The following is a 24597-nucleotide window of genomic DNA, read 5'->3' on the forward strand; positions in this document are numbered from 1 at the left end:
AAAAGGGTGATGCCCGATCTCAGAGCACACGGCGTAACTTGAGCCGTTATTCACTTGACCTTCACAAGTGACTTTTTCTGGCCCAGAGTGTGTAAAAACGCAGACACCAATCTTGATATGATTTGACCAGACTTCATCTCAGCAGGAAATTCCTGTGCGGCGATTCATTCAAGGTGAAAATCGGACTCAAGTTACCTTGCTCCCCGAGAGTTTGGATGACTATGTGACGGTCACTAACCCAGTGCGGGTAGTCGATGTATTCGTCGCCGAGCTCGACCTAGGCAAGCTGGGTTTTGAAGGTGTCGTACCGGCGGAAACAGGTCGGCCTGCCTACCATCCTGCTGACTTGCTCAAAATTTATATCTACGGTTACCTCAACCGCATCCAATCCAGCCGTCGCCTTGAGCGAGAAGCTCAACGGAACGTCGAGCTCATGTGGCTGACTGGGCGCTTGATGCCGGACTTCAAAACCATCGCCAATTTCCGAAAAGACAACGGCAAAGCTATCCGCGCTGTTTGTCGTCAATTTGTGGTGCTGTGCCAGCAGGTTGGCTTGTTCTCTGAAGCTCTCGTTGCAATCGACGGAAGCAAATTTAAGGCGGTCAATAACCGGGATCGCAACTTCACTAGCGCCAAGCTCCAGCGGCGCATGGAAGAAATTGAATCGAGTATCAATAAGTACCTGAGCGCACTCGATACCGCAGATCGTCAGGAGCCAGTCGTTTCGCAACCGAAGGCTGAGCGACTGCACGGCAAGATCGCTGCGCTGAAAATGAAGATGCAAGAGCTCAAGGAAATCGAGGTACGACTCAATGAGACGCCGGATAAACAAATATCGCTGACCGACCCTGATGCTCGCTCAATGAAGACCCGAGGCACGGGTATCGTGGGCTATAACGTGCAAACAGCCGTAGATGCAAAGCACCATTTAATCGTGGCTCATGAAGTGATCAACGACGGCAGTGACCGAAGCCAATTAAGCCCAATGGCCAAGCTGGCGAAACAGGCCATGGGGACGGAAGAGCTATCGGTGGTTGCAGATAGGGGCTACTTCAAAAGCGAAGAAATACTGGCCTGTCACCAGTCGGATATAACCGTACACGTGCCAAAGCCTATGACCTCAGGGGCCAAGGCAGATGGGCGATATGACAAGGCTGCTTTTATCTACGACACCGAAACCGACGAGTACAAATGCCCAGCAGGACAGAGTTTGATTTGGCGGTACGCCAGTATTGAAAAGGGACTGAAGCCCCACACTTATTGGAGTTCACACTGCCAGAATTGCGAACTGAAAGCGCAATGCACGCCCAGCACGCAGCGACGCGTAAGGCGGTGGGAGCATGAAAGCGTGCTGGAGAATATGCAGCAGCGCTTGGATCAGGCCCCAGAGATGATGCGTATCCGCAAGCAGACCGTTGAGCACCCCTTTGGAACGCTCAAAGCCTGGATGGGCGCTACCCATTTTCTGACCAGAACCTTGCCTAGGGTCAGCACTGAAATGAGCTTGCATGTGCTCGCCTACAACATGAAACGAGTTATTAATATATTGGGTAGCGCAGCGCTGATAGAGGCGATAACTGCCAAAGGCTAAGTGCCTTTTCGGCTCGCCTGGCGCCTGTACAGCCAGTTTCTTGTAGTTATGCGACCAGGAAGCTTCAGAATCGCCACGTATGGTGTAGAAGACCAGTGCCAGCTTTCTAGCGCATCTCGGGAGCCGCTCTACCGCTCAACACTTCTCCGCTGCGTTTTTACACACTCTGGGCCGTTTGCGGTTCATCGCGAACAGCTGCTTTGGACCTGTAGCGGACATGCTGACTTGTTGAGACCGCTAATTTCAATTCAACTTTGCCTGCTGAGTCAGTCCTGCTTGAGCGTGCTAAAGCGGAGCCGCAGAGCATTACTGATCACCGATACCGAGCTGAGGCTCATCGCCAGTGCGCCAATCATCGGTGACAACAGCCAGCCGGTGAACGGGAACAGCACACCGGCGGCCAACGGCACGCCGAGCATGTTGTAGACAAAAGCAAAGGTCAGGTTCTGTTTCATGTTGCCTACGGTGGCCACCGACAGCGCCCGCGCGGTGGCGATGCCGCGCAAATCGCCCTTAACCAAGGTCAGCTGTGCGCTGTTCATCGCCACGTCGGTGCCGGTGCCCATGGCGATGCCGACATTAGCCTTGGCCAGCGCCGGCGCATCGTTGATGCCGTCACCCACCATGGCCACGATGCAGCCTTCCTTTTGCAGACGTTCGACGAGTTGCAATTTGTCAGCCGGCTTGACCTCGCCATGCACTTCTTCGATACCCAAGCGCTTGCCTACTGCCTTTGCCGTGGTCAGGCCATCGCCGGTGGCCATGATGATGCGCAGGCCCGACTTGCGTAGCGAGTTCAGCGCATCGGCGGTGGTCGCTTTGATCGGGTCGGAAACAGCCAGCAACCCGGCCAAGGCGCCGTCTACAGCCAAGTGCATGACGCTAGCGCCCTGCCCGCGCAGTTCTTCGGCCTGGTCGGCCAACGACGCCACATCGATGCCCAACTGCTCCATTAACGTTGTGTTGCCGATAGACAGCGACTTGCCGCCCACCACGCCCTTAACCCCGACGCCTGATGCGGAGTCGAATTGCTCGGCCTTCTCCAGTTCCAGTTTGCGCTCACGCGCTGCGCTGACGATGGCGGCGGCCAAAGGATGCTCGCTGCCCTGATCGAGGCTGGCGGCCAGGCGCAACACTTCGTCGTCGCTAAAACCACTGACGCCCAGCGCCTGCTCAAACGCCGGTTTGCCTTCGGTCAGCGTGCCGGTTTTGTCGACGATTAACGTATCAACTTTGCACAGGTTCTCGATGGCGGCGGCATCGCGGAACAACACGCCGTGAGAGGCGCCCCTGCCCGTAGCCACCATGATCGACATGGGTGTGGCCAACCCTAGAGCGCACGGACAGGCGATGATCAATACTGTTACGGCAGTGATCAGCCCATATACCCAGCTTGGCTGCGGTCCAAACAGGCCCCAGGCGAAGAAGGTCAGTAACGCGACGCCGACCACGCCATACACAAAGTACGCCGCCACGGTATCAGCCATGCGCTGCATGGGCGCTTTGGAGCGCTGCGCCTGCGCCACCATCTGCACGATCTGTGCAAGCACGGTGGCCGAGCCGACGTGTTCGGAGCGCATCAACAAGGCACCACTGGTATTTAGCGTGGCGCCGATAAGCTTGTCGCCCTCGCGCTTGCTGACGGGTAAGGGTTCGCCCGTCAGCATCGACTCGTCGAGCGCGCTGCTGCCTTCGAGTACCACACCATCCACCGGCACCTTCTCGCCTGGCCGCACGCGCAAGCTGTCGCCTTCGTGCACATTGCTCAGCGGGATGTCTTCCTCGCTGCCGTCGGCGTTTACCCGGCGCGCGGTTTTCGGGGCGAGGCCGAGCAAGGATTTGATCGCCGCCGAGGTTTTCGACCGTGCTTTGAGCTCCAATAACTGACCAAACAACGTTAAGGAAATAATCACCACGGCCGCTTCGAAGTAGACCGCCACGCGGCCCATCGAAATAAATGAAGCCGGGAATACACCGGGCGCCACGGTGGCCACCACGCTGTAGCTAAAGGCCGCCCCAGTGCCTAGGCTGATCAGCGTCCACATGTTGGGGCTGCGCTGGATGACCGATTGCACGCCGCGCACAAAGAACGGCCAACCAGCCCACAGCACCACCGGTAATGACAGAACCAGCTCAACCCAGCTCTGCGTGGCCATGTCGAACCAGCCGAACCGATGGCCGAACATGGCCAGGGTCATGACGATCACGGACAGCGGCAGCGTCCACCAGAAGCGCCGGCTAAAGGAGGCAAGCTCTGGGTTGTCGTCCTCGTCGAGCTCAGGGATCAGCGGTTCAAGCGCCATGCCACACTTAGGGCAGTTACCCGGATGGTCCTCGCGGATCTCCGGGTGCATCGGGCAGGTGTAGACCGCTGCTGTTTTTGCTGCCGATGATGGCGGTTGCTGAGCTGGCGCTGATTTAGATTGCGCCGACTGAGTGTACTTATCCGGTTCAGCGCTGAATTTAGCCAGACACTTGGCGCTGCAGAAATACAACGGCTTACCCGCATGCTCGGCTTTGTGCGCCGACTGAGCGGTGACCGTCATGCCGCAGACAGGATCCTTCAGCTCAGCGTGCGGCGCTGGTGTGGGCGGATGCTGCTGGCCGTTTGCGTCGTGGTCTGTGCTTACTTTCGTGTCCATGGGCTGATTCATTCCTGTGTGCTAATGCGCTGCGATGAAAGTGGCTACTGCTGCGTAGGCGGCTGCAGGTCCATCATCAGCTGCATCATCGCGTCCATCATGTGCATATGACTGTTCAGGTTGGTGCAGTCCATCGGCATGCCATTTGACTTACCCTGCCCGCCCATTTGATTGCCACCCATATGGCTGCCCATACCCATTGCGGTACCCATGCCTTGGCGCAAATGCCCCATCATCGCCATGCCGTTGTGCATCGTTGCCATGCCTTCTTGCATTAAGGCGGCTCGTGCTTCGGGTGTCTTGGCCGTCATCATTTTTGCGTGCATGTCCTGCATGGCCTTGGTCTGCTGCTCAATGTTGGCGGCATCAGGCTGCGCGGCAGAGTTAACTTCAACCGGCTGGTTGGCCAACTGCTTGCTATCTGCTGCTGGAGTGGCGGCATGTGCGCTGGCAACCAACGCAAATGCCAAGGTGGCGATAAGTTGTTTAGTGTTCATAGGTCCCTTCGTGCCATCGCTGATGGCTTGGCTGCATGGTTAAGTTGCGGCGCGTTGTGGTGGCGCTGCTCAATGACAGCAGCACGCGCGTTTAGCCTTGTTGGCTGGCGCGTTAAAGAGTGGGTCGTTGGCCGTCGCGACGGGTGAGTAGCCCGCCTGCTCAATGGCCTGACTGAACTCAGCTTCGGCGCTTGCTGAGTCAATTTGTACCCGCTGCGACGGCAGGTCGATCTGCACCTTAGCCGCCGGGTCCACGGCCAGCACCGCCTGGGTAATAGCATTTGTGCAGTGTGCACAGGTCATGTCTTTTACGTCGAAGGTCGTCATCACGCGCTCCTTGAGAAGCATTGGTTGATAAACCAACTTTCGTCCTTACCATCGTGGCAAGGTCAAGCTGCAAATTGCTCCGCCCTGATGATGTAACTGCCGAGCCGTCCTAGTAGGCCTTGCTCGGCGGCAAGGTATCGGTGGGGTTTATCAACACTGCAGGCGGGCAACACTCAGCGTTTGATCAAGGATATTCCGCTGCAGCGGGCTGCTGGTCTGTTCGTTGCGACACATAGACAGGCATCAGCCTCGGCGCTTGGGTCAACACAGCGCAGCAGCGACACACGGCCAAAGCCTGCGGCGAGAGCGTGCCGTGTTGCTGTGATCAAAGATGGGAGGTTTCGCAGGATGCGCAAAAGGCCAAAGGACTGCTGCTGAAAGTCAGCTTCGGGGGCGCTGCCGTTACGGTCGATCAGCGTCCTCGCCCTGCGAGGATCTGCGTGGCGCCTCGGGGCTTCTGGCAATACCAAAACACTCGACTAACGCCACGCGTCACCGCGACATAAGCCAGGCGCAGGCTTTCATCCTGCATGGCGTGGTCGTAGCTGCTGTTGAAAAACCCTGAGTAGCTGTACAGCGCATTGCGCAGCGGGTGCGGCTCGGCTGGCATGCAGTCATCAAGGATGATCGCCACTTCGGCTTGCAAGCCTTTGGCACGGTGGATGGTGTAGGCCTTGACCGGCAATTTTTTATCCAACTGCGCGGTGACGGCCTGCAAAGGCTCGTTGCGCCGGCTGAGCAGCAACACCGCCGTGCGCTCGCGGCGAGTGCGCTCAGCCGCATGCGTACATTGCGCGCGGATTTGCTGGAGCAACTCCGGCAAGCGCGTCTTGAGGTCAAAGTGCTGGATCAGCTGCACACCGTGGTCGCCCGCTTGGGTGGCCTTGATCGCCTGGCTGACCTTCGCTTGTTTACGCTGCACGCCGCTTAGCAACGCCTCAGCATCGCGGATAATCGGCTCAACCGAGCGGTAGTTGTTGCCCAGGGTCAGCACGGCACTGCGTTTGGCGCGGCCTTTGCCGGGGAAGTGCCGGTCGAAGTCGATAAACAGTTCTGGCGAGCTGCCGCGCCAGCCATAAATCGACTGCCAATCATCCCCAATCGCCATCAGGCTGACCGTGCTGCCCTGCTGCGCCTGAGCACGCTGTACGGCCTGCAACCACAGGACGATTTGCGGCGAGATGTCTTGAAACTCGTCGATCAACAAATGACTAAAGGGCGCCAGCACCGGCGCAGCGACGCCCTGCCCGGGCGCTTTCAGCCGCGCCGTTAGTTGTTGAAACGCCGCATTGAAGGTCAGCAACCCATGTGCCTGCAGGCAGCGCTCAAAGTAAGGCCAGAACAGCAGCAAGGCTTGGCTAAAACTGCGCGCCTGCGCCGGAGCATTCAGCGCCTGTGGCTGCAAGGTGGCAAGGTCAATACCAATGCTTTCGATAAAGCCAGCCTGAGCGTAAAACGCCTCGTACAACTGCACGGCACTCAACTCGCCTTGCAATTTAAAGGCATCCAGCGGCGCTTTCGGCTCTCCCTTAGCCTCAGCCGGCGGCATGGGTAACTGCAACAAGCTGTGCACCTGCTCGCGGAACATCGGCTGCTCGGCATAGCACTGCTGATAAGCCTGCTTGAGCAGACGCTGCTGAGCTGGGCGCAAGCGACTGGCCATCAACGGGTTATCCAACTCGCGGCCAACCGCTTGCGGGTCAGCCAACTGCTCGAACCAGCGCGGGTTGTCGAGCAGGCACTTGGCCATAACGCCCATGGCCGAGTGAAAGGTGCGCACGGACTGACGCGCCTGCGCCGCATTGAAAGGGTAATTGAAGAAGCCCAGCACCTTGAGCAGCTGTTCACGCAACTCCGTGCAGGAGGCATTGGTGAAGGAAATCACCGTTAACTGCTCGGGTTTGATACCCAGGTGACAGAGCATAAACACCACCCGCAGCACCAGCGTGGTCGACTTTCCCGACCCAGCTCCGGCGAAAATACGGGTCAGCGGATGATGGCTGAGGATCATCGCCCACTGCTCATCCGAGGGCGCACTGAGCAAACCGGCCGTCACAGCGCGGGCCACCTGTTCGCGCATCGACTGGCTCTGCGCGGCATCGACCGGCAGCATGGCCGGCCCGTAAATACCCGCCCCCACCGTGCTGGTTTTAGCGGCAGCGCGACGGGGTGTACTGGGCGGCTTGGTAATACGTGACTTGGCTTGAGTGGGCGTGGCTTTCTTCCCTCGCGCAGCCGGCTTTTCCAATGCAGCCACCGCCTCGCGCTCGGCACGCAGGTACGCGGTGGTGTGGGGGAAATAACGCGCCAGAGCCGCAGCAATACGCTGCGTATAGCGCTGAACAGCAGATGGCATTCGCGACCCAGTCATGTAGATAGATCGTTGGATGATAAGTGCTTTTTAGTCTGAGCTGGCAATCAGCAGAGGGTTCATCGGGGGCTGCCAACCCCGTGGGGTGGGTCGACAGCCCATCGCTCAAGTAAGCCGATATAGCGCGCATGACAGGCTGGCAACGACTTAGAAGCTGGGTTCAGAAGCCCTGCACAGCCTGCACGCAGCACCTCACTTAACGCGTTGCGCCGGCTTGCGCTTCGCGGATGACGGCAGCTAGGCGCTTAAGGCCCTCGCTCAGCCGCTCCGGTGCCACGTGGCTAAAGTTAAGGCGCAGATGGCCCGGATGGGCGTCGGGGTCGATAAAAAACGGCTCACCCGGCATAAATGCCACGTTCTGCGCCAGTGCAGGGGCGAGCAGCGTGCGGGTATCCAACGGCTGTTTCAGCGTTAGCCAGAAGAACAAACCGCCCTGAGGGATCTGCCAATCGGCCAGGTCGCTGAAATGCTCTGCCAGCACCGCTTGCATGGCATCACGACGCAGCCGATAAAAATCGCGCAGCTCGGCCAAATGGCCGCGGTATTTCTCACTGCCCAGCCACTGCAACGCCTGCCACTGACCAATGCGATTGGTGTGCAAATCCGCCGATTGCTTGAGGCGCAGCAGGTAGGGATAGAGGTCCGGGGTGGCGATCAAATAACCCACACGCAGCCCCGGCAGCAGCGTTTTCGACACGGTACCGGTATAGATCCAGCTGGCTTTGCGCAGACGGCTGACAATCGGCGTGGCTTGGCCATCATCGAATACCAGCTCTCGATAGGGTTCGTCTTCAATCAGGGTCACGCCGAACTCATCCAGCAGCGCCGCGACTGCGTCGCGCTTGGCTGCGCTGTAGCGCACCGCCGAAGGGTTCTGGAACGTTGGGATCAGGTAGGCAAACGCCGGTTTGTGCGCTTCCAAGCACTGGCGCATAGCATCCAGCTGTGGGCCATCAGCCTCCTGCGCGACGGCGATGCAATCAGCACCAAATAGCTGAAAGGCTTGCAGGGCCGCCAGGTAAGTTGGCGCCTCAACCAGCACTTCGGTGCCCGGATCAATAAACAGCTTGCTGGCCAAATCCAGGGTTTGCTGCGAACCGCTGACGATTAACACTTGGCTGGCATCGCACGGTACGCCCAAAGCACGTGCCTCAGTGGCAATCGCCTCACGTAAGGCCGGTTCGCCTTCACTCATGCCGTATTGGCCCATGCTGGCCGGCATCGCTTCCCACTCGACTTTGGGTAACATCCGCTCGGCAGGCAACCCACCGGCGAAGGACATGACTTCCGGGCGCTGCGCGGCAGCGAGAATTTCACGGATCAGGGAGCTTTTCAGGCGGGTAACACGTTCGGAGAAGGCCATGGATGCACCGGTAGCAAAGGCAAATAAAAATAGGTCAAACTATTTGACTGAAATTCGATTCGCCTGAAATTACGACGACCACCGCATATACGTCAACAGGCTTGACCTTAATGATTGATTTCAAGAGCACGGCCACCCAGCAAGCGGCCATGGAAGCGTTCTTCTTTGGCTACCAAGCCTTCACTGCCAAGGCCGATGAGATGCTGGCGCGGCGCGGTTTGTCGCGGGTGCATCACCGTATTTTGTTTTTTATCGCCAAGTACCCGGGCTTAAGCATGAAAGAACTGCTCGCCTACTTGGGCGTGAGCAAGCAGGCACTGAGCACCCCGCTGCGTCAGTTACAAGAGATGCACCTGGTCGAGAGCCTTACCGCAAAGGATGACAAGCGCAAACGCCTGCTCGGCTTCACGACTGAAGGAGCCAAGCTGCAACAAGCGCTGCACCGCGAACAGACCAAATTGCTCCAGCGGGTTTTCGCTGAGGTGGATGAAGCCACCGTGCAAGGCTGGCTGAAGGTCAACCAGGCGCTGGCGGGGCGTTAACCCCTGGATAGCTGGGATGTGATCGGCCCCGAACCATTTCCCATAATCTAGGGGCGAGAAAACGCTTAAGGCCTTACATGAGCCTTACTAGGACAGGAGCCCGCTAGGGCGTTAGCGGCGTTGTCTGCGTTGGCAAAACTGTACCGGTGGTTTGGGCAAACACTTCACAACTGATGCGTCTATTGCGCTTCCTGCTGTACCGCGACGCCCTGCTCGCCTGCCTTTAGGCTGATAAACATTGCCTATGAGTACGCGCCATGACCCTCGAATTAATGATTGCCTTTGTTGCGTTTGCCTTTGTCACCTCAGTCACACCTGGCCCCAACAACACCATGCTGCTGGCCTCCGGGGCAAATTTCGGCCTGCGCCGGACCTTGCCGCATATGCTCGGTATTAGCTTGGGATTGATGCTGCTGGTGCTGTCGGTCGGCTTGGGGCTCGGTCAGCTATTTGAGCAAGTGCCCGTGCTGTACACCGTGTTGCGCTACGTTGGGGCGGCCTACCTGCTGTACCTAGCCTGGAAAATCGCCAATGCCGGCGCGCCGAACAGCCAAGCGTCGGCCAGCGGCAAGCCGTTCAGTTTTATACAGGCCGCCGCCTTCCAGTGGGTTAACCCCAAGGCGTGGATTATGGCGATCGGCGCGATCACTACGTACACGCCGCAAGAAAATTTCATGGTCAATGTGCTGCTGATCTCGGCGCTGTTCGCGCTGGTCAATTGCCCGACAATGAGCATCTGGACCCTCGTCGGCAGCCTGTTGCGTAACTGGCTCGATGACGCACGCAGGTTGCGCGCATTCAATATCGGCATGGCGCTGCTGCTGGTAGCCTCGCTCTACCCCATTCTCGCGGACACAGGGCTGTTCTGATGCACGACTCGTCACCACTGCGCCTAAGGCCGCTGGCCGACACTTCACCCTCGGCGGTGGTCGCTGGGTTTATCGCCATGCTCACCGGTTACACCAGCTCCTTGGTGTTGATGTTTCAAGCCGGCCAGGCCGCTGGCTTGAGCAGCGGGCAAATTTCTTCATGGATCGGGTCACTGTCGATTGGCATGGCTATTTGCTGCATTGGCCTGTCGTTGCGCTATCGCGCACCAATCATGATCGCGTGGTCTACGCCAGGGGCGGCCCTGCTCATCACCAGCCTGCCCGGCGTGCCTTATAGCGAAGCAATTGGCGCTTATATGCTGGCCTCGGGCTTGATCGTGCTGATCGGCCTGACGGGCACCTTCGACCGCATCATGCGGCGTATTCCCGGTTCTCTGGCGGCGGCTTTGCTGGCGGGTGTGTTGTTCAAGATTGGCCTGGAAATTTGCGTGGCCGCCGAGCAGCAGCCGGTGCTGGTGATCGCCATGTTGCTGGCCTACCTGCTGGGTAAACGCCTGCTGCCGCGCTACGCGGTGCTGGCTGCTTTGCTGGTGGGCAGCGGCCTAGCGGGTGTTCTCGGTCTGCTAAATTTCGAACAGTTCGAGTTGCAACTGGCGGTGCCCGAGTGGACCACGCCACACTTTTCTCTCGCCGCGAGCATCAGCATCGGCATCCCGTTGTTTATCGTTGCCATGGCCTCGCAAAACTTACCGGGCATGGCGGTGCTGCGCGCAAATGGGTATGACGTGCCGGCCAGCCCATTGTTAACGACGACCGGAATGACCTCGATCATACTGGCGCCGTTTGGCAGTCATGGCATCCATATGGCCGCTATCAGCGCTGCGATCTGCGCCGGCCCAGAAGCCCACGAAGACCCGCACAAACGCTACACCGCCGCCATCTGGTGCGGGGTGTTCTACGCCATCGCCGGCATCTTCGGCGCCACCTTGGCCGCGCTGTTTAGCGCCCTGCCGAAAGCGCTGATCCTGTCCATCGCGGCGCTTGCGCTGTTCGCCTCGATCATCGGTGGTCTGGCCCAAGCCATGAGCGAGCCAAAAGAGCGCGAAGCGGCGCTGATCACCTTCCTGGTAACCGCGTCAGGTATGACGCTGTTGTCGGTGGGCTCGGCATTCTGGGGGATTGTTGCGGGGCTGTTGACCCTAGTCATTCTCAACTGGGGCAAACACCCAGCATGAGTGATGGGTGCCACTGCGCTCGACCCTGCTGCTTAGGTCGATTTAAGGGCGAAATCATTTTGTGCAGGCGTTCAGCGAACGTCGAGGTTATGGAACAGTTCATCCTCCAACTGAAAGTGAAGCCCTAGCACGGTGTCCAAGCGCAGCAAGGTCTGACCTATTTCATCCTGGCTGAGCGCTGCGCTGTTAGCGGAAAAATCGCTGTTCATGCGGCCTAGTAGTTTGACCAAGCGAAAGATTTCTCGGTGCGTATGGCTCAGTGCTGACATCGGGTCTTCACCTTTTAGATGACGTGCCAGCAAGGGATACAGTTCGTTCTCATCAGCCTGCTCATGGGGGATTAACTGAGTCTCGAGCCGCGTTAATAGACGCTGTAGTTTGTTCTGGGCCTGGTCCTGGGCCAGTGTCGAGAATTGATCGGCGAGGTGACTCACCGACTCCAGCAGTTGCGCGAGATCGGCATGCTCACGCTTTAATTCGTCGACGTGACTGCCCTGCAGTTTACTTGCGGCGTTCGCATTGAAGCCCGCACCCAGTGCGCGCAAAGCATTGCAGATCACGGCGATGTCGATCCCTTCCTGCAGAATCGCACCTGCCAGCGGTGGTAAATAACCCAGTGCAGCAGCGAGCATGGCTAATAGCGAAAGCCCCATGCCGACGAGCACACCTTGCCGGGCGATGAGGCGCGATCGACTGGCAATGTGCATAGCTTCGGCGACTCGGTCCAAGCGATCGACCAACAACACCACACCGGCCGCCTCGGATGAGGCCGTCGCGCCACTGGCACCCAGCGCTATACCTACGTCAGCAGCGGCCAGCGCCGGGGCGTCATTGACACCGTCACCCACCATCAACGTTTTGCCGTCTTTGCGTCCTTGTTGCACAGCGGCGACCTTAGCAGCCGGATCAAGCTCGGCACGGACTTCATCGACCCCGGCGGCAAGGCCGATCATCTGCGCGGTTTGAGCACGGTCGCCGGTGAGCATTATTATTTTGCGGATGCCGGCCTGCCTTAGGCGCCGCAGGGCGTTGGGCGATTCGATGCGCAACGGGTCGGCAAACAACACGACGCCGGCCATCGCGCTATCCACGCCAATAAAGCTGCCGCTGGAGTCCTGGTAATCCATGCGCCTGAGCATGCCCTCATCCCAGGCCTGAGCAGGTTGATTGGCATTGATAAAGTGATGCGCACCGAGCATCACTTGATGCCCGTCGACCACGCCAGACAGACCGGCGCCGGGCTCCTCGACCACCTGCTCAGGCGTGCTCAGAGGGCGTGTGTTGGTGCTGGCCGCTGCGACAATCGCAGCAGAAATCGGGTGGGGCGAGGCTTGGGCCAGCGAGGCTGCCAGATGCAGCAGTTGTTCCTGGGTGTACGCGCCGCTGCTTTCTACCGATTGCACGGTGGCATGGCCAGTGGTGAGGGTGCCTGTTTTGTCGAGGAACAGCACTTGCGCCTCAGCGAGGGCTTCAAGCGTGGCACCATCTTTGACCAGAATGCCGCGTTTGGCACACCGCGAGATGCCCGACATGATGGCGATAGGTACGGCCAAGATCAGCGGGCACGGCGTCGCAACCACCAGCACCGCCAGCGCACGGATCGGGTCGCCGCTGAGCAGCCAGGCTAAGCCCGCGATCAACAGGGTTAACGGAATCAGCGCTAGGGCATAGCGGTCAGCCATACGGGCGAAAGGCGCGCGAGACTGGCTGGCCGCTTGCGCCATGCCCACGATGCCGGCGTAGGTACTGTATGCGGCCGTCTCGCTTGCTTGTAACTCTAAGGGCGCGCCGACGTTCACGCCGCCGCTGCGGATACTCGCCCCGGTCTGCAAGGTTACTGGCAAGGGCTCACCGGTCAGAGCCGACTCATCGAGGGTAGCGGTGAGCGAGAGCAGTACGCCGTCAACCGGCAGCACTTCGCCCATGCGCACCAGCAGGCGGTCACCGGGCATTACCTCCTCAACCGGGATCTGCTGCAACTGGCCTTCAACCATGCGCGAAGCAATTCGTGGCGCGCGATCAATCAGCTTGTTTAATTCACGTTCCGCACGCCGTGCGGTGAAGAATTCAAGGGTACGACCGCTGGCTAGCATCACAGCAATAACCGCCGCGACCAGTGCCTGACCGAGCAGAACGGCTCCGGCAATCGACAGCAAGGCGATCAGGTCAACCCCCACCTCGCGGCGGATCAGGCGCTGCACAATTTCCAGTATCAGAACGGCCGCCACCACCAGCGCGCTGAGGTTCCACAGTTGAGCTGCCAGAGGCGGGTTACCTAGCTCATACGCCAGCCAGCCAGCGGGAAGGGCGATTAAGGTAAGCGCCAACAATGCTGGGTTCTGCCAGTCTTTGGTCATTACGAGCCGCTCGTGATGGGAAATGGCGCGCAGCTTTTGCAGCGCAGTTGCCTTGATTAAAACAGGTCGACTTAGGCGGTTCTGTTGGCGAAAAACGCTGACAGAGACAGATCAACCTTCGGACAAAGACCCAATAACGCCCGATAGTTTCCTACTTAGCATGAGCGTTTGGCAGGACTACTCATAGCTGCAGTGCTTTGGATAGGTTAATCGCAGCGGAAATCACGCGGCAATCGATCAAACACCTTAGGCACCTTAGAACATGATGGGCATGGCCTCACTTCCCTAGTAACCGCATCAGGTATGACGCTGATGTCGGTAGGTTCGGCGTTCTGGGGGATTGTTGCGGGGCTGTTGACCCTGGCCATTCTCAACCGGGGCAGGCAGGACGCTTGATCGGTGGGTAACGCTTCGCTCGCCCTCCCCTGCGGTGTCATTGCAGCGCACCCGCCAGTTGCAGCTACGTTGAAAACTGATGACAGTGGCATTCGCCACTGACCAGCATCTGGGCGACCGGCAGATAGGATAAAAAAATCCACGAAAACATATTTTTCTTAATTCAGAGCCCGCGATAGTATTTAGACGATTTTGTCTCACGTACCTGAGCCACAATTTAATTTTGTGATTATCTATTTTTCGGCAACTTGATCATAATCTTGGCAAGAAATTTTTATTTCACACCTATTTACCGAGTCAGATATTTATATGAAAACGTTTACGTGCACTTGCAAAGATCATCAACTTTTATTCTTTGAAAGCAGCTATTGCGTTGCCTGCCACCGCACTGTTGGTCTTGATGATACTTTTGACAAGGTAGAGCCTTATGAACTCGCCCCAGAAACGGGACAGTACTTTAAAGTAGCGCAGCCGAACGTCTATTTTCAAAAATGTGATAACCACGCCAACTTCAAGACATGCAACGGCATGATTAAATTGAACCCGTCCAGCCCTTCTACCGCCAAGCATGAGGTTTTATGTTTTGCTTGTCGCTTCAATGAAACAATACCGGACTTATCAATAGCTGAGCACATCCCATTGTGGCAAAAAATGGAAATAGCCAAGCGCCGTGCTTTGTATACCCTGAAAGCCTTGTCCTTGCCATTGCACAACCTCAGCCAGGATCCTGATGGCGGGTTGAGTTTTGACTTCACCACTGACCGTGATGTGAGTGATCACTTTGCAAGTCAGTTGAAAGGCAGTGAGGCGGTATTCACAGGGCACGACTGTGGCCATATAACCATTAACTTAGCTGAAGCCGATGACGTTGCCCGCTCACACACAAAAATGGCAATGGGTGAACAATACCGCACCTTGCTAGGCCACTTTAGACATGAGCTGGGCCATTATTATTTTGACAAATTGATCTTGGAATCGCCGGAAAAACACACACTCAGTAAAAAATATTTCGGCGACGACGAGCTCGACTACCAAAAATCTTTGAACACATATTATGAAAATGGCGCCCCGCAAAACTGGCGCGATGCATTTATTAGCGAATACGCCACCATGCATCCCTACGAAGATTGGGCGGAGACATGGGCGCATTACATGCACATCATTGACACGTTAGAGACCGCGCAAAATTTCTCAATCACCAGCTCAATCGCTGGCAACACAGACGCCCATGAAGAATTAACTGACTTGAACTTGCCTCAAGATGCCTATTTCTTTTCTTCACAAGCCTCTATCACCAGTATTCTAGATACTTGGATGGACTTCTCCATTATTCTCAACTCATTAAACCGCAGCATGGGAATGAATGATGCTTATCCGTTTGTGCTAACGCAAACAGTACGCACTAAGCTGTCGTTTATCCACCACGCCATTCATGGCCGGCTAAACCGTATGCCGGAGTTAATGCTCAAGGGCGAATAATCATATCAATAGGTAAGGTCGCAACCATTGATGCCCTATGACTGCGCAGAGCAGTGCCATAAAAAAACGGGCTTATACGCAACGCATAAGCCCGTTTTTTGTTACGGCTATACCGTCAGCTGCGCTGGCGCTTTGGCAGCACATCCTTGAGTTTGGCGTGCATGCTGCGCAGGGTTTTCTCGGTGGTGTCCCAGTCGATGCAAGCATCGGTGATGGATACGCCGTACTTAAGCTGGCTTAAATCTTTAGGAATCGATTGAGCGCCCCAGCCTAGGTGGCTTTCCACCATCAGGCCGACGATGGATTGGTTACCTTCGAGAATCTGGTTGGCTACGTTCTCCATCACCAGCGGTTGCAGGGCTGGGTCTTTGTTGGAGTTGGCGTGGCTGCAATCGACCATGATGCTCGGGCGGATGCCGGCCTTGGTCAACTCCTGCTCGCACACCGCCACGCTGACAGAGTCGTAGTTGGGCTTGCCATTGCCGCCACGCAGTACCACGTGACCGTATGCATTGCCCTTGGTGGTGACGATAGACACACCGCCTTCCTGGTTAATACCGAGGAAACGGTGTGGGCTGGAAACCGACTGCAGGGCATTGATGGCGACGGTTAAACCGCCATCGGTGCCGTTTTTAAAGCCGACCGAAGAAGACAGGCCGGAGGCCATTTCACGGTGTGTTTGCGATTCGGTGGTGCGCGCACCAATGGCCGACCAGCTGATCAAGTCCTGCAGGTATTGCGGGGAGATCGGGTCGAGGGCTTCAGTGGCGGTTGGCAGGCCCATTTCAGCCAGATCAAGCAGCAACTGCCGACCGATGTGCAGGCCGTCCTGAATCTTGAACGAGTCGTCCATAAACGGATCGTTGATCAGGCCTTTCCAGCCCACCGTGGTCCGCGGCTTCTCAAAATACACGCGCATGACCAGATACAAACTGTCCGAGACCTCGGCAGCCAGCGCCTTTAGGCGTTCGGCATATTCGTGCGCGGCTTTAATGTCGTGAATTGAGCACGGCCCAATCACCACGAACAAGCGATGGTCTTTGCCATCGAGAATATTACGAATCACCTCACGACCACCGGCAACCGTGCGCAATGCAGCTTCAGTCAGCGGGATTTCACGCTTGAGCTGTGCGGGAGTTATCAGGGTTTCATTGGAGGCAACGTTGAGGTCATCAATCGGTAAATCAGCCATCGTGCTATTCATCAGTCAGAGTCATCAGGTCACGGGTGCCGGCCGCCAGCGCTCCCCGTGGGGCGGAGCACAGCAATAGGAGCACAGCGGGGAAGCCGAACCTTAGCGCGTAAAGGCCCGGCTCGACAATGGGCTTAAGCGCTTAAGGCATGCCAACCGCTGGATTGCTGAGGCAAATGCTCAATTGAGGCTGGCGCGGGAAAACGCAGCGGCATGCTGGCTGATCCACTCCTGCGCCATGTCTTCTACCGGCAAGCTGCAGCCCAGCTCTTGCTCGCGCTGCTGGCGGTAATGCTCGATCTGGCAGACCTGCTCGACCATGCGTGCGCGGAACAAGGTGTCTTCATCTATAAAGGCAATACCCACTAAATAACACCCTTCAAGCTTGCGGCACCAGGCGACTAAACCGGGATAACGCGCCTGCTCGCCAAACAGCGGAATACGCAGCTCAATGGCCGTGCCACGGCGAAAAGCGCGGCCGGAGTTGCAAGCCACACCGCCGAGACTGATATTGTTGAGCCGTTGCTTGGGCACGAATGCCTGTTTACGCAACACCAACTCAACCGGCATATCACTGGGATGACGAAGAAAGTGACGCATCAATGACCACCTCGGATGCTATCAATTTGATACCACAGGAACAGTATAGTGACTGAGCTGGAGTTGACTGATTTAGATGCAGACCGCCTGCTGCTCGACCTGCCCGGCACCTCGCTGCTGATATTCACCAGCATAGGGTGTGCCAGCTGCCGCTGGGCGCGCCGCGAGCTAGGCAAACTGAGCCTTCCTGTGCAGCGCCTGGCCTGGATCGATGCCGCTGATAATGGCGGTTTAGTGACGCGCTACGAGGTCTTCCATTTGCCTGCATTGTTCGTGGTGCACGATGGCCAATTTTATGGCGCGTTGCAGAGCCCTTTGCACTGCGCAGAACTCACCCTGGCGCTGGACACTGCCCTGTCGCGCCCCGCAGAGGAATTACCCTGATGACTGCAGCACCCCGTATCGGCATTATCGGCAGCGGCGCGATTGGTGGTTTTTATGGCCTGATGCTGGCCCGCGCCGGCTTTGATGTGCATTTTTTGCTGCGCAGCGAATATGCCACCGTCGCCAGCCAAGGCCTGCAGGTCAACAGTAGCGTGCATGGCAGCCTGCACCTGCAACCGGTTCAGGCCTACCAATCAGTTGCCGACATGCCGCCCTGTGATTGGTTGTTGGTGGGCGCTAAAACCACCAGCAATGCTGAACTGGCTGGGCTTATCAGCCAAGCTGCAGCGCCCAACGCGAAGGTGCTGTTGATGCAAAACGGCCTGGCCGTGGAAGATGAACTGCGCCCGCTGCTGCCTGATTCACTGCACCTGCTCGGCGGCCTCTGCTACATCTGCGCCCATCGCAGCGCACCGGGTGTGATTGAGCATCAGGCCTTGGGCGGCATCAACCTGGGCTACCACTCGGGCCCGGCCGATGATGCAGCGAGTCGCCAGTCATTACTTGAGCAAGGCACTGGCATGTTCCAGGCGGCCGGTCTGGACTCCACCGCCATGGCCGAACTGAACCAAGCCCGCTGGCAGAAGCTGGTGTGGAACGTGCCGTATAACGGCTTGGCCGTGCTACTCGACAGCGCCACCACTGCACTGATGGCGAATGCCGACAGCCGGGGGCTGATTGAGGCCATCATGCAGGAGGTGGTAGACGCCGCCGGCGCGTGCGGCTACCCGCTGCCAGCAGGCTTTGCCGGCAAATTGTTAGCCGCCACTGATCGCATGCCGGATTACCTGCCCAGCATGTACCACGACTTCGCTCTAAAGCGCCCGCTTGAGCTGCACGCGATCTATGCAGCACCGTTGGCTGCAGCGGCCAAGGTCGGTTGCGCCATGCCGCGCACCGAGATGCTCTACCAAGCCCTGCGTTTTCTTGAACAACGCCAACCGTAAAACTGGAGCACGCATGAGCAAGGAATTAGGCGACAAACTGGTACTGGCGATTTCCTCACGCGCGTTGTTCGATTTGAGTGACAGTCACCAGGTGTATGAAAGCCAGGGCGTCGAAGCCTATCGCCAGTACCAAATCGAGCATGAGGACGAAATACTCGCCCCAGGCGATGCCTTCCCTCTGGTGGAAAAACTGCTGGCACTGAACAACACGCTGCAACAACAACGGGTTGAGGTGATTCTGGTCTCGCGTAACAGCGCCGACACGGGCCTGCGCGCGTTTAATTCAATTCAGCATTACAACTTGGGTATCTCCCGCGCCGCCTTTGTCGGTGGGCGCAGTCCCGACCCTTATCTGGCCGCATTCGGCTGCCACCTGTTTCTCTCCACCCATGCTGAGGATGTGCGCAGCGCGCTGCGCTCGGGCTTTGGCGCGGCGACTATTTTGTCCGGCGGGGCCCGGCGTGCGGCCAGTAACGAACTGCGTATCGCCTTCGACGGTGACGCGGTGCTGTTTTCCGATGAGTCCGAGCGGGTCTACCAGCAGGGCGGCCTTGAGGCCTTCCAAAGTCACGAGCGCGAATCTGCTCGCGAGTTACTCGGTGGCGGTCCGTTCAAGCCGTTCCTCGCCGCCCTGCATCGCTTGCAGCAGGAGTTTCCCGAGGAAAGCTGCCCGATTCGCACCGCCTTGGTCACGGCCCGTTCGGCCCCGGCCCATGAGCGCGTGATACGCACCCTGCGCGAATGGAATATCCGCCTAGATGAGTCGTTCTTCCTAGGCGGCCTTGAAAAAAGCGCCATCCTAGAAACCTTCGGCGCCGATGTATTTTTCGACGATCAGGCTGGGCACTGTGAAAAAGCCCGCGAAGTGGTTGCCACCGGGCACGTGCCGCACGGCATTAGCAACGAGCCGCTGCTTTAACCTTCCATATAAGGGCGCGCTGCTGCGCCCACTGCCCACCTGCATCGATAACCATTGGTCCCCAAAACACCCAGCGGCAAAACCCTGACCCCGGCACTGCTAAGCTCAGGTCAGGCCCGCCCGCCAGGCAATCAAGGAGGCCGCATGGTTCGCTCAATTCTGTATGCCACTGATCTGGGCCTATACGCCCCCTATGTTCTGCAGCATGCCTTAGCGCTGACCCGCGCCTTCAATGCCACCCTTTACGTGGTGCATGCTGTCGGGCCGATGGGCTTGTTTGCCGAGTCAGTATTACAAACCTACCTGGATGAAACACAGCTCAAGGAACTGCGCAATAACGGTTTAAACACGGTCATGGCGGGCATTGAGCAACGGGTGCTGGAGGGGTTTCGTGACGAGATGGGTGATGCCCTGCAGGACATCGACCTGATTAAAGCCGTGCGCGTGGTTAAGGGTGATCCACCGCGAGTGATACTCGATGAAGCACAGCAACTGGGCGTTGATCTGTTGGTACTAGGCAGCCATAGCCATGGCGCCGACATGGCAATTCCGCTGGGGCGCACGGCCTCGCGGATTGTGCAATTGTCTGCAGTGCCGGTGTATTTGGTGCCGATGCTGCAGCATCGCAGCCGAGATGATGCTTAAAAGAAGCGCTGTGCTTTCTATTTTCTGGTCTAGATTTAATGCTTCAATCATCATTATGGTTATATAAACGCCGGTGATTTAAACGGCTTTTTTGCTTTGAGGGATTTTTATGAAGCTTCAGCAACTGCGCTACATCTGGGAAGTCGCGCATCACGACCTCAACGTCTCTGCTACGGCGCAAAGTCTTTACACCTCGCAGCCGGGCATCAGCAAACAGATCCGCCTGCTCGAAGATGAACTGGGGGTTGAAGTATTCGCCCGCAGCGGTAAACACCTGACGCGCATTACGCCGGCAGGCGAACGCATCATCAACACTGCTGGCGAGATTTTGCGCAAAGTTGAGAGCATCAAGCAGATCGCTCAAGAATTTTCCAACGAGAAAAAAGGCACCCTATCGATTGCCACCACTCACACTCAGGCGCGTTATGCCCTGCCGCCGGTGATCAGCGCGTTTATCAAGCAATACCCCGATGTATCCCTGCACATGCACCAAGGCACGCCGCTGCAGATCGCTGAAATGGCCGCCGATGGCACCGTCGACTTCGCCATCGCCACCGAAGGTCTGGAGCTGTTCAACGACCTGATCATGATGCCCTGTTACCGCTGGAACCGCTGCGTGGTGGTGCCCCAGGGCCACCCGCTGACCAAGCTGCCGAAGCTCACGCTGGAAGCACTGGCCGAATATTCCATCGTCACTTATGTGTTCGGCTTTACCGGCCGCTCCAAGCTGGACGAAGCCTTTAGCCACCGTGGCTTAACGCCAAAAGTAGTTTTCACCGCTGCCGATGCCGACGTCATCAAGACTTATGTAAGGCTGGGCTTGGGCGTGGGCATCGTGGCCAAGATGGCGGTCGATGCCAAGCTCGACCCAGACTTGGTGGTGCTGGATGCCGGTGAGTTATTTGAATCCAGCGTGACCAAAATTGGCTTTCGCCGTGGCACCTTCCTGCGCGGATTTATGTGCGACTTTATCGAAAAGTTCGCCCCACACCTGACCCGTGATGTGCTGGCCAAAGCGGTGCAATGCCATAACAAAGTCGAGTTGGAAGAACTGTTTGAAGGGGTTGATTTACCGCTGCACTAGTAATGAGTTAACAAAAAGCCGGTCAATCGACCGGCTTTTTGCTGCCCGCCATAACGTGCTACTCACTCGCCTCGCTGCAATTGCTTACCGTGGGCGAAATTCACCCACCAACCAAAGGCTGCAGCGGTAAAGAACATGATGATGCTGTAGATCGCGGCCGGAATGGACATGGTCGGGTTATTCAGCAGCATCGGGCTGAGCGCCAAAGCAATCGCCAAGGTGCCGTTGTGGATGCCGATCTCCATGCCGATGGCAATCGACTGACGCAGGCTTAGGTTGCAAAGCCGCGGCACCCAGTAGCCGACCGCCAGGCTGATCAGGTTAAACGCCAGCGCCGCACCGCCGACCAAGGGCGCGTAATCGATAAAAGTCTGCCAATCCTTGACCACCGCCAACACAATGATGATCAACAGAAAGAGCGCAGAGATAATCTTCACCGGCTTTTCCATGCGCGCCGCAAAGCTGGGGAAACGGCTGCGCAGCCAGATCCCAATCGCCACAGGGCCAAGAACGATGATGAACACCTGCACCACCTTGGTGAATTGCAGCGGCAGCGCCTGATCGCCCTCCATAAAGTAAGCAAGCGATACGTTAACGATAAGCGGCAGGGTCAGTACCGCAATCACCGAGTTGACCGCCGTCAGGGTGACATTCAAGGCCACGTCGCCATGCGCCAGGTGGCTATACAGATTAGCGGTGGTGCCACCTGGCGAGGCCGCCAACAGCATCAAACCCACGGCCAGCGCCGGCGCAAGACCAAACGCCTTGGCCAGAAAAAAACACACCAGCGGCAACAGCAACAGCTGGCAACTCAAGCCAATCACGATGGGCTTTGGAAATTTCACCACCCGGGCAAAATCTGCCAGGGTCAGGGATAAACCCAGGCCAAGCATGATGATGCCCAGCGCCAGGGGAAGAAATAGGGTCAGTAACGGGTCAGCAGTCATTCTTGTTCGGCTCCGAAGTCAGGACAACGCCGCAATTCTGGCGAGCGCATGGCATTGCTCGCAGTGACTTTAGCGGCCAATCGCTCAGCTCCAGACCCCTTATGCAAAAAGGTGCCCTCGGGCACCTTTATTTTGCTGCCGTGGTCAATCAGATGGCCGTGGCGCCGCCGTCCACCGCCAAGGCTTGCCCCGTGGTGAAAGCAGCGTTATCGCAGCACAGGTAGAGCACGGCAGTGGCGATTTCTTCAACCTTACCGATGCGCCCAACCGGGTGCATGGCGGCAGCATACTCGCCTTTCTTCGGGTCGGCTTCATACGCACGGCGGAACATGGCGGTATCAATTACCGCCGGGCATACCGCGTTGACCCGAATTTTTTTCTTGGCGTATTCAATGGCGGCTGACTTGGTTAAGCCGATAACCGCATGCTTGGACGCGCAATAGATGCTCATCTTTGGCGCTGCACCCAGGCCGGCAACCGATGACGTATTAACGATGGCACCGCCGCCTTGAGCCAGCATCAGCGGAATCTGGTGCTTCATGCACAGCCAAACGCCTTTGACGTTAACGCCCATAATGGCGTCGAACTCGCTCTCGCTGCCTTCGGCGAGCTTGCCCTGCTCGATCTCAATACCGGCATTGTTGAAGGCATAGTCCAGGCGCCCGTAAGCGCTCAGCGTGCGTTCCATCAACACCTTAACCTCGGCGTCGCGGGTCACGTCGCAGCGCACGAACAGCGCCTCGCCGCCTGCCTCGCGAATCAGCTCAGCTGTCGCCTCGCCGCCCGCTATATCAACATCAGACACCACCACTTGCAGGCCTTCGTTGGCGAATGCCAGTGCCGTGGCACGCCCAATACCTGCTGCACCACCGGTGACCAGGGCAACCCGGCCGGAAAAGCTCAAGCTCATCTACGTGTCCTCGCAAGGATTAAAAACTGCACAGATTCTAATCAGCTGCCCACATCCAAGGCAGCACTATCAACTTAGCGGTGATGGCTCCATCCAAATGAGTGATTAATGCACCCAGCCATTCATCATTTGAATGGATTGATCACCATTCTTTAGCGGGGCATCGCTTGCCCATTGGCCCGGCACGGGCTATCAACACTCTTCCCGCTCAGTGAGTACCTGCCATGACTGCCCCACTCAACCGCCAATTTTTGCTCGCGCAACGCCCGGTTGGTTTGCCCAGCCGGGAAACCTTCAATTATGTGGAAACCAGCGTCGGTGAGCCCGGCCCAGGACAGATACTGGTGAAAAACGCCTACCTGTCCCTGGACCCCGCCATGCGCGGCTGGATGAATGATGCAAGGTCGTACATCCCACCGGTTGGCATTGGCGAGGTGATGCGCGCCCTTGGTGTAGGCGAAGTGCTCGCCTCGCAACACCCTGACTTTGCTGTGGGTGACCACGTCAACGGCGCGCTGGGCGTGCAGGATTATTTTCTCGGTGAGCCCAAGGGCTTCTATAAGGTCGACCCCAAGCGTGCTCCGTTGCCGCTTTACCTGTCAGCGCTGGGCATGACCGGCATGACCGCCTACTTCGCTCTGCTGGATGTCGGCACGCCGCAAGCCGGCGAAACGGTGGTGATCTCCGGTGCAGCCGGAGCCGTTGGCAGTGTGGCCGGGCAGATTGCCAAACTCAAAGGCTGCCGCGTAATTGGCATCGCTGGCGGTGCAGACAAGTGCAAGTTCCTGATCGACGAATTAGGCTTCGACGGCGCCATCGATTACAAAAATGAAGAGGTGATTGCGGGCCTTAAGCGCGAGTGCCCGAAAGGCGTGAACGTTTATTTCGACAACGTTGGCGGCGATATTCTCGATGCAGTACTGACCCGCTTAGCCTTTAAAGCACGGGTAATCATCTGCGGCGCGATTAGCCAGTACAACAACAAAGAAAACGTCAAAGGCCCGGCCAACTACCTGAACCTGCTGGTCAACAGCGCGCGGATGGAAGGCATGGTGGTCATGACTTACGCCCCACGCTTTGCCGAAGCAGCACAGGAAATGGGCGGCTGGTTGGCCAGCGGCCAGCTTAAATCCAAGGAAGATATCGTCAGCGGTCTGCAGACCTTCCCAGAAACCCTGCTCAAGCTGTTCAGCGGCGAGAACTTCGGCAAGCTGATATTGAAGGTCGACTAAGCAAACCGACGATGCGCCCCGCAGCCTTACAACGGCGCGGGCGCCCACAATGCTGCATCGCGGTCGCCCCTAACCCAACAACAGGCTGGGTTAGGGGCTGCTGTGCA

At 57.6% G+C, this 24597-nt stretch carries 21 protein-coding genes and 1 pseudogene; 12 read left to right on the top strand and 10 right to left on the bottom strand.

Annotated features, from left to right (window positions below; translation table 11 throughout):
* The first annotated feature begins 154 nt into the window (after nucleotides 1-154).
* Nucleotides 155-1591 (top strand): IS1182 family transposase, encoded by a 1437-nt coding sequence (locus tag WF513_RS10530; RefSeq protein ID WP_339079326.1) that lies wholly within the window; start codon nucleotides 155-157, stop codon nucleotides 1589-1591.
* A 266-nt stretch (nucleotides 1592-1857) separates the two neighbouring features.
* Here the strand turns inward: WF513_RS10530 and WF513_RS10535 are convergent, their stop codons facing one another.
* The 5 genes from WF513_RS10535 to WF513_RS10555 form a co-directional block, all read right to left on the bottom strand.
* Entirely contained in the window at nucleotides 1858-4137 is a 2280-nt protein-coding gene (locus WF513_RS10535; protein WP_339083520.1) for a heavy metal translocating P-type ATPase, read from the bottom strand.
* 140 nt (nucleotides 4138-4277) lie between these two features.
* Nucleotides 4278-4730, bottom strand: a complete 453-nt coding sequence (locus WF513_RS10540; RefSeq protein WP_339079327.1) for a hypothetical protein — start codon at nucleotides 4728-4730, stop codon at nucleotides 4278-4280.
* Between the two features lie 69 nt (nucleotides 4731-4799).
* Nucleotides 4800-5057, bottom strand: a complete 258-nt coding sequence (locus WF513_RS10545) for a heavy-metal-associated domain-containing protein (protein WP_339079328.1) — start codon at nucleotides 5055-5057, stop codon at nucleotides 4800-4802.
* A 412-nt stretch (nucleotides 5058-5469) separates the two neighbouring features.
* Complete coding sequence (locus WF513_RS10550; protein ID WP_339079329.1) at nucleotides 5470-7413, bottom strand: DEAD/DEAH box helicase; 1944 nt, start codon at nucleotides 7411-7413, stop codon at nucleotides 5470-5472.
* 211 nt (nucleotides 7414-7624) lie between these two features.
* Nucleotides 7625-8791 carry a PLP-dependent aminotransferase family protein gene (locus WF513_RS10555; RefSeq protein WP_339079330.1) on the bottom strand — a complete coding sequence of 389 codons (1167 nt, stop codon included), beginning with the start codon at nucleotides 8789-8791 and terminating at the stop codon, nucleotides 7625-7627.
* Nucleotides 8792-8901: 110 nt separating this feature from the next.
* Between WF513_RS10555 and WF513_RS10560 the strand changes: the two genes are divergently transcribed.
* The 3 genes from WF513_RS10560 (at nucleotide 8902) to WF513_RS10570 (ending at nucleotide 11398) form a co-directional block, all read left to right on the top strand.
* The gene (locus WF513_RS10560; RefSeq protein ID WP_339079331.1) at nucleotides 8902-9333 is read left to right on the top strand and encodes a MarR family transcriptional regulator; all 432 of its coding nucleotides are present in this window, start codon (nucleotides 8902-8904) and stop codon (nucleotides 9331-9333) included.
* Nucleotides 9334-9590: 257 nt separating this feature from the next.
* Nucleotides 9591-10202, top strand: coding sequence for a LysE family translocator (locus WF513_RS10565; protein ID WP_339079333.1), 612 nt, complete (start codon nucleotides 9591-9593; stop codon nucleotides 10200-10202).
* Nucleotides 10202-11398, top strand: coding sequence for a benzoate/H(+) symporter BenE family transporter (locus WF513_RS10570; RefSeq protein ID WP_339079334.1), 1197 nt, complete (start codon nucleotides 10202-10204; stop codon nucleotides 11396-11398). Before WF513_RS10565 ends, WF513_RS10570 begins: the two co-directional genes overlap by 1 nt.
* A 71-nt stretch (nucleotides 11399-11469) precedes the next feature.
* Here the strand turns inward: WF513_RS10570 and WF513_RS10575 are convergent, their stop codons facing one another.
* Entirely contained in the window at nucleotides 11470-13755 is a 2286-nt protein-coding gene (locus WF513_RS10575) for a heavy metal translocating P-type ATPase (RefSeq protein WP_339079335.1), read from the bottom strand.
* A gap of 276 nt (nucleotides 13756-14031) precedes the next feature.
* Between WF513_RS10575 and WF513_RS10580 the strand changes: the two are divergent.
* A pseudogene (locus WF513_RS10580) lies at nucleotides 14032-14151 on the top strand (benzoate/H(+) symporter BenE family transporter); the annotation flags it as partial.
* A 309-nt stretch (nucleotides 14152-14460) separates the two neighbouring features.
* Nucleotides 14461-15630 carry a putative zinc-binding metallopeptidase gene (locus WF513_RS10585; RefSeq protein WP_339079336.1) on the top strand — a complete coding sequence of 390 codons (1170 nt, stop codon included), beginning with the start codon at nucleotides 14461-14463 and terminating at the stop codon, nucleotides 15628-15630.
* Nucleotides 15631-15745: 115 nt separating this feature from the next.
* Here the strand turns inward: WF513_RS10585 and WF513_RS10590 are convergent, their stop codons facing one another.
* Both WF513_RS10590 and WF513_RS10595 read right to left on the bottom strand, forming a co-directional pair.
* Entirely contained in the window at nucleotides 15746-16822 is a 1077-nt protein-coding gene (locus tag WF513_RS10590; protein WP_339083522.1) for a 3-deoxy-7-phosphoheptulonate synthase, read from the bottom strand.
* A 180-nt stretch (nucleotides 16823-17002) separates the two neighbouring features.
* Complete coding sequence (locus WF513_RS10595) at nucleotides 17003-17422, bottom strand: PilZ domain-containing protein (protein ID WP_339079337.1); 420 nt, start codon at nucleotides 17420-17422, stop codon at nucleotides 17003-17005.
* A 48-nt stretch (nucleotides 17423-17470) separates the two neighbouring features.
* On the opposite strand from WF513_RS10595, the gene WF513_RS10600 reads away from it, so the two are divergent.
* The 5 genes from WF513_RS10600 to cysB all read left to right on the top strand — a co-directional run bounded on the left by WF513_RS10600 (nucleotide 17471) and on the right by cysB (nucleotide 21401).
* Nucleotides 17471-17806, top strand: a complete 336-nt coding sequence (locus WF513_RS10600; protein WP_339079338.1) for a thioredoxin — start codon at nucleotides 17471-17473, stop codon at nucleotides 17804-17806.
* On the top strand, nucleotides 17806-18753 hold the full coding sequence (locus tag WF513_RS10605; RefSeq protein WP_339079339.1) for a putative 2-dehydropantoate 2-reductase: 948 nt from the start codon (nucleotides 17806-17808) through the stop codon (nucleotides 18751-18753). Before WF513_RS10600 ends, WF513_RS10605 begins: the two co-directional genes overlap by 1 nt.
* Before the next feature lie 13 nt (nucleotides 18754-18766).
* Nucleotides 18767-19672 carry a 5'-nucleotidase gene (locus tag WF513_RS10610; RefSeq protein ID WP_339079340.1) on the top strand — a complete coding sequence of 302 codons (906 nt, stop codon included), beginning with the start codon at nucleotides 18767-18769 and terminating at the stop codon, nucleotides 19670-19672.
* Between the two features lie 144 nt (nucleotides 19673-19816).
* A complete protein-coding gene (locus WF513_RS10615) occupies nucleotides 19817-20317 on the top strand; it encodes a universal stress protein (protein WP_339079341.1) in 501 nt (166 codons plus the stop codon).
* A 109-nt stretch (nucleotides 20318-20426) separates the two neighbouring features.
* Nucleotides 20427-21401: an HTH-type transcriptional regulator CysB gene (cysB, locus tag WF513_RS10620; RefSeq protein WP_339079342.1), complete on the top strand. Its 975-nt coding sequence runs from the start codon at nucleotides 20427-20429 to the stop codon at nucleotides 21399-21401.
* A 62-nt stretch (nucleotides 21402-21463) separates the two neighbouring features.
* Here cysB and WF513_RS10625 read toward each other — a convergent pair whose 3' ends face one another.
* Complete coding sequence (locus WF513_RS10625) at nucleotides 21464-22348, bottom strand: bile acid:sodium symporter family protein (protein WP_339079343.1); 885 nt, start codon at nucleotides 22346-22348, stop codon at nucleotides 21464-21466.
* Between the two features lie 148 nt (nucleotides 22349-22496).
* The gene (locus WF513_RS10630) at nucleotides 22497-23258 is read right to left on the bottom strand and encodes an SDR family oxidoreductase (protein ID WP_339079344.1); all 762 of its coding nucleotides are present in this window, start codon (nucleotides 23256-23258) and stop codon (nucleotides 22497-22499) included.
* 224 nt (nucleotides 23259-23482) lie between these two features.
* Here WF513_RS10630 and WF513_RS10635 point away from each other — a divergent pair, with 224 nt between their 5' ends.
* Nucleotides 23483-24490 (top strand): NADP-dependent oxidoreductase, encoded by a 1008-nt coding sequence (locus tag WF513_RS10635; RefSeq protein ID WP_339079345.1) that lies wholly within the window; start codon nucleotides 23483-23485, stop codon nucleotides 24488-24490.
* Nucleotides 24491-24597 lie beyond the last annotated feature (107 nt).

Source organism: Pseudomonas sp. TMP9, assembly GCF_037943105.1.
Classification (GTDB): domain Bacteria; phylum Pseudomonadota; class Gammaproteobacteria; order Pseudomonadales; family Pseudomonadaceae; genus Aquipseudomonas.

Bases quoted from the DNA above. Each gene is read 5' to 3' on its own strand.
- WF513_RS10565 (WP_339079333.1), top strand. From the start codon at position 9,591: ATGACCCTCGAATTAATGATTGCCTTTGTTGCGTTTGCCTTTGTCACC.
- WF513_RS10615 (WP_339079341.1), top strand. From the start codon at position 19,817: ATGGTTCGCTCAATTCTGTATGCCACTGATCTGGGCCTATACGCCCCC.
- WF513_RS10635 (WP_339079345.1), top strand. From the start codon at position 23,483: ATGACTGCCCCACTCAACCGCCAATTTTTGCTCGCGCAACGCCCGGTT.
- WF513_RS10590 (WP_339083522.1), bottom strand. From the start codon at position 16,822: ATGGCTGATTTACCGATTGATGACCTCAACGTTGCCTCCAATGAAACC.
- WF513_RS10610 (WP_339079340.1), top strand. From the start codon at position 18,767: ATGAGCAAGGAATTAGGCGACAAACTGGTACTGGCGATTTCCTCACGC.
- WF513_RS10535 (WP_339083520.1), bottom strand. From the start codon at position 4,137: ATGACGGTCACCGCTCAGTCGGCGCACAAAGCCGAGCATGCGGGTAAG.
- WF513_RS10555 (WP_339079330.1), bottom strand. From the start codon at position 8,791: ATGGCCTTCTCCGAACGTGTTACCCGCCTGAAAAGCTCCCTGATCCGT.
- WF513_RS10575 (WP_339079335.1), bottom strand. From the start codon at position 13,755: ATGACCAAAGACTGGCAGAACCCAGCATTGTTGGCGCTTACCTTAATC.
- WF513_RS10595 (WP_339079337.1), bottom strand. From the start codon at position 17,422: ATGCGTCACTTTCTTCGTCATCCCAGTGATATGCCGGTTGAGTTGGTG.
- WF513_RS10605 (WP_339079339.1), top strand. From the start codon at position 17,806: ATGACTGCAGCACCCCGTATCGGCATTATCGGCAGCGGCGCGATTGGT.
- cysB (WP_339079342.1), top strand. From the start codon at position 20,427: ATGAAGCTTCAGCAACTGCGCTACATCTGGGAAGTCGCGCATCACGAC.
- WF513_RS10570 (WP_339079334.1), top strand. From the start codon at position 10,202: ATGCACGACTCGTCACCACTGCGCCTAAGGCCGCTGGCCGACACTTCA.
- WF513_RS10540 (WP_339079327.1), bottom strand. From the start codon at position 4,730: ATGAACACTAAACAACTTATCGCCACCTTGGCATTTGCGTTGGTTGCC.
- WF513_RS10550 (WP_339079329.1), bottom strand. From the start codon at position 7,413: ATGCCATCTGCTGTTCAGCGCTATACGCAGCGTATTGCTGCGGCTCTG.
- WF513_RS10625 (WP_339079343.1), bottom strand. From the start codon at position 22,348: ATGACTGCTGACCCGTTACTGACCCTATTTCTTCCCCTGGCGCTGGGC.
- WF513_RS10585 (WP_339079336.1), top strand. From the start codon at position 14,461: ATGAAAACGTTTACGTGCACTTGCAAAGATCATCAACTTTTATTCTTT.
- WF513_RS10545 (WP_339079328.1), bottom strand. From the start codon at position 5,057: ATGACGACCTTCGACGTAAAAGACATGACCTGTGCACACTGCACAAAT.
- WF513_RS10630 (WP_339079344.1), bottom strand. From the start codon at position 23,258: ATGAGCTTGAGCTTTTCCGGCCGGGTTGCCCTGGTCACCGGTGGTGCA.
- WF513_RS10560 (WP_339079331.1), top strand. From the start codon at position 8,902: ATGATTGATTTCAAGAGCACGGCCACCCAGCAAGCGGCCATGGAAGCG.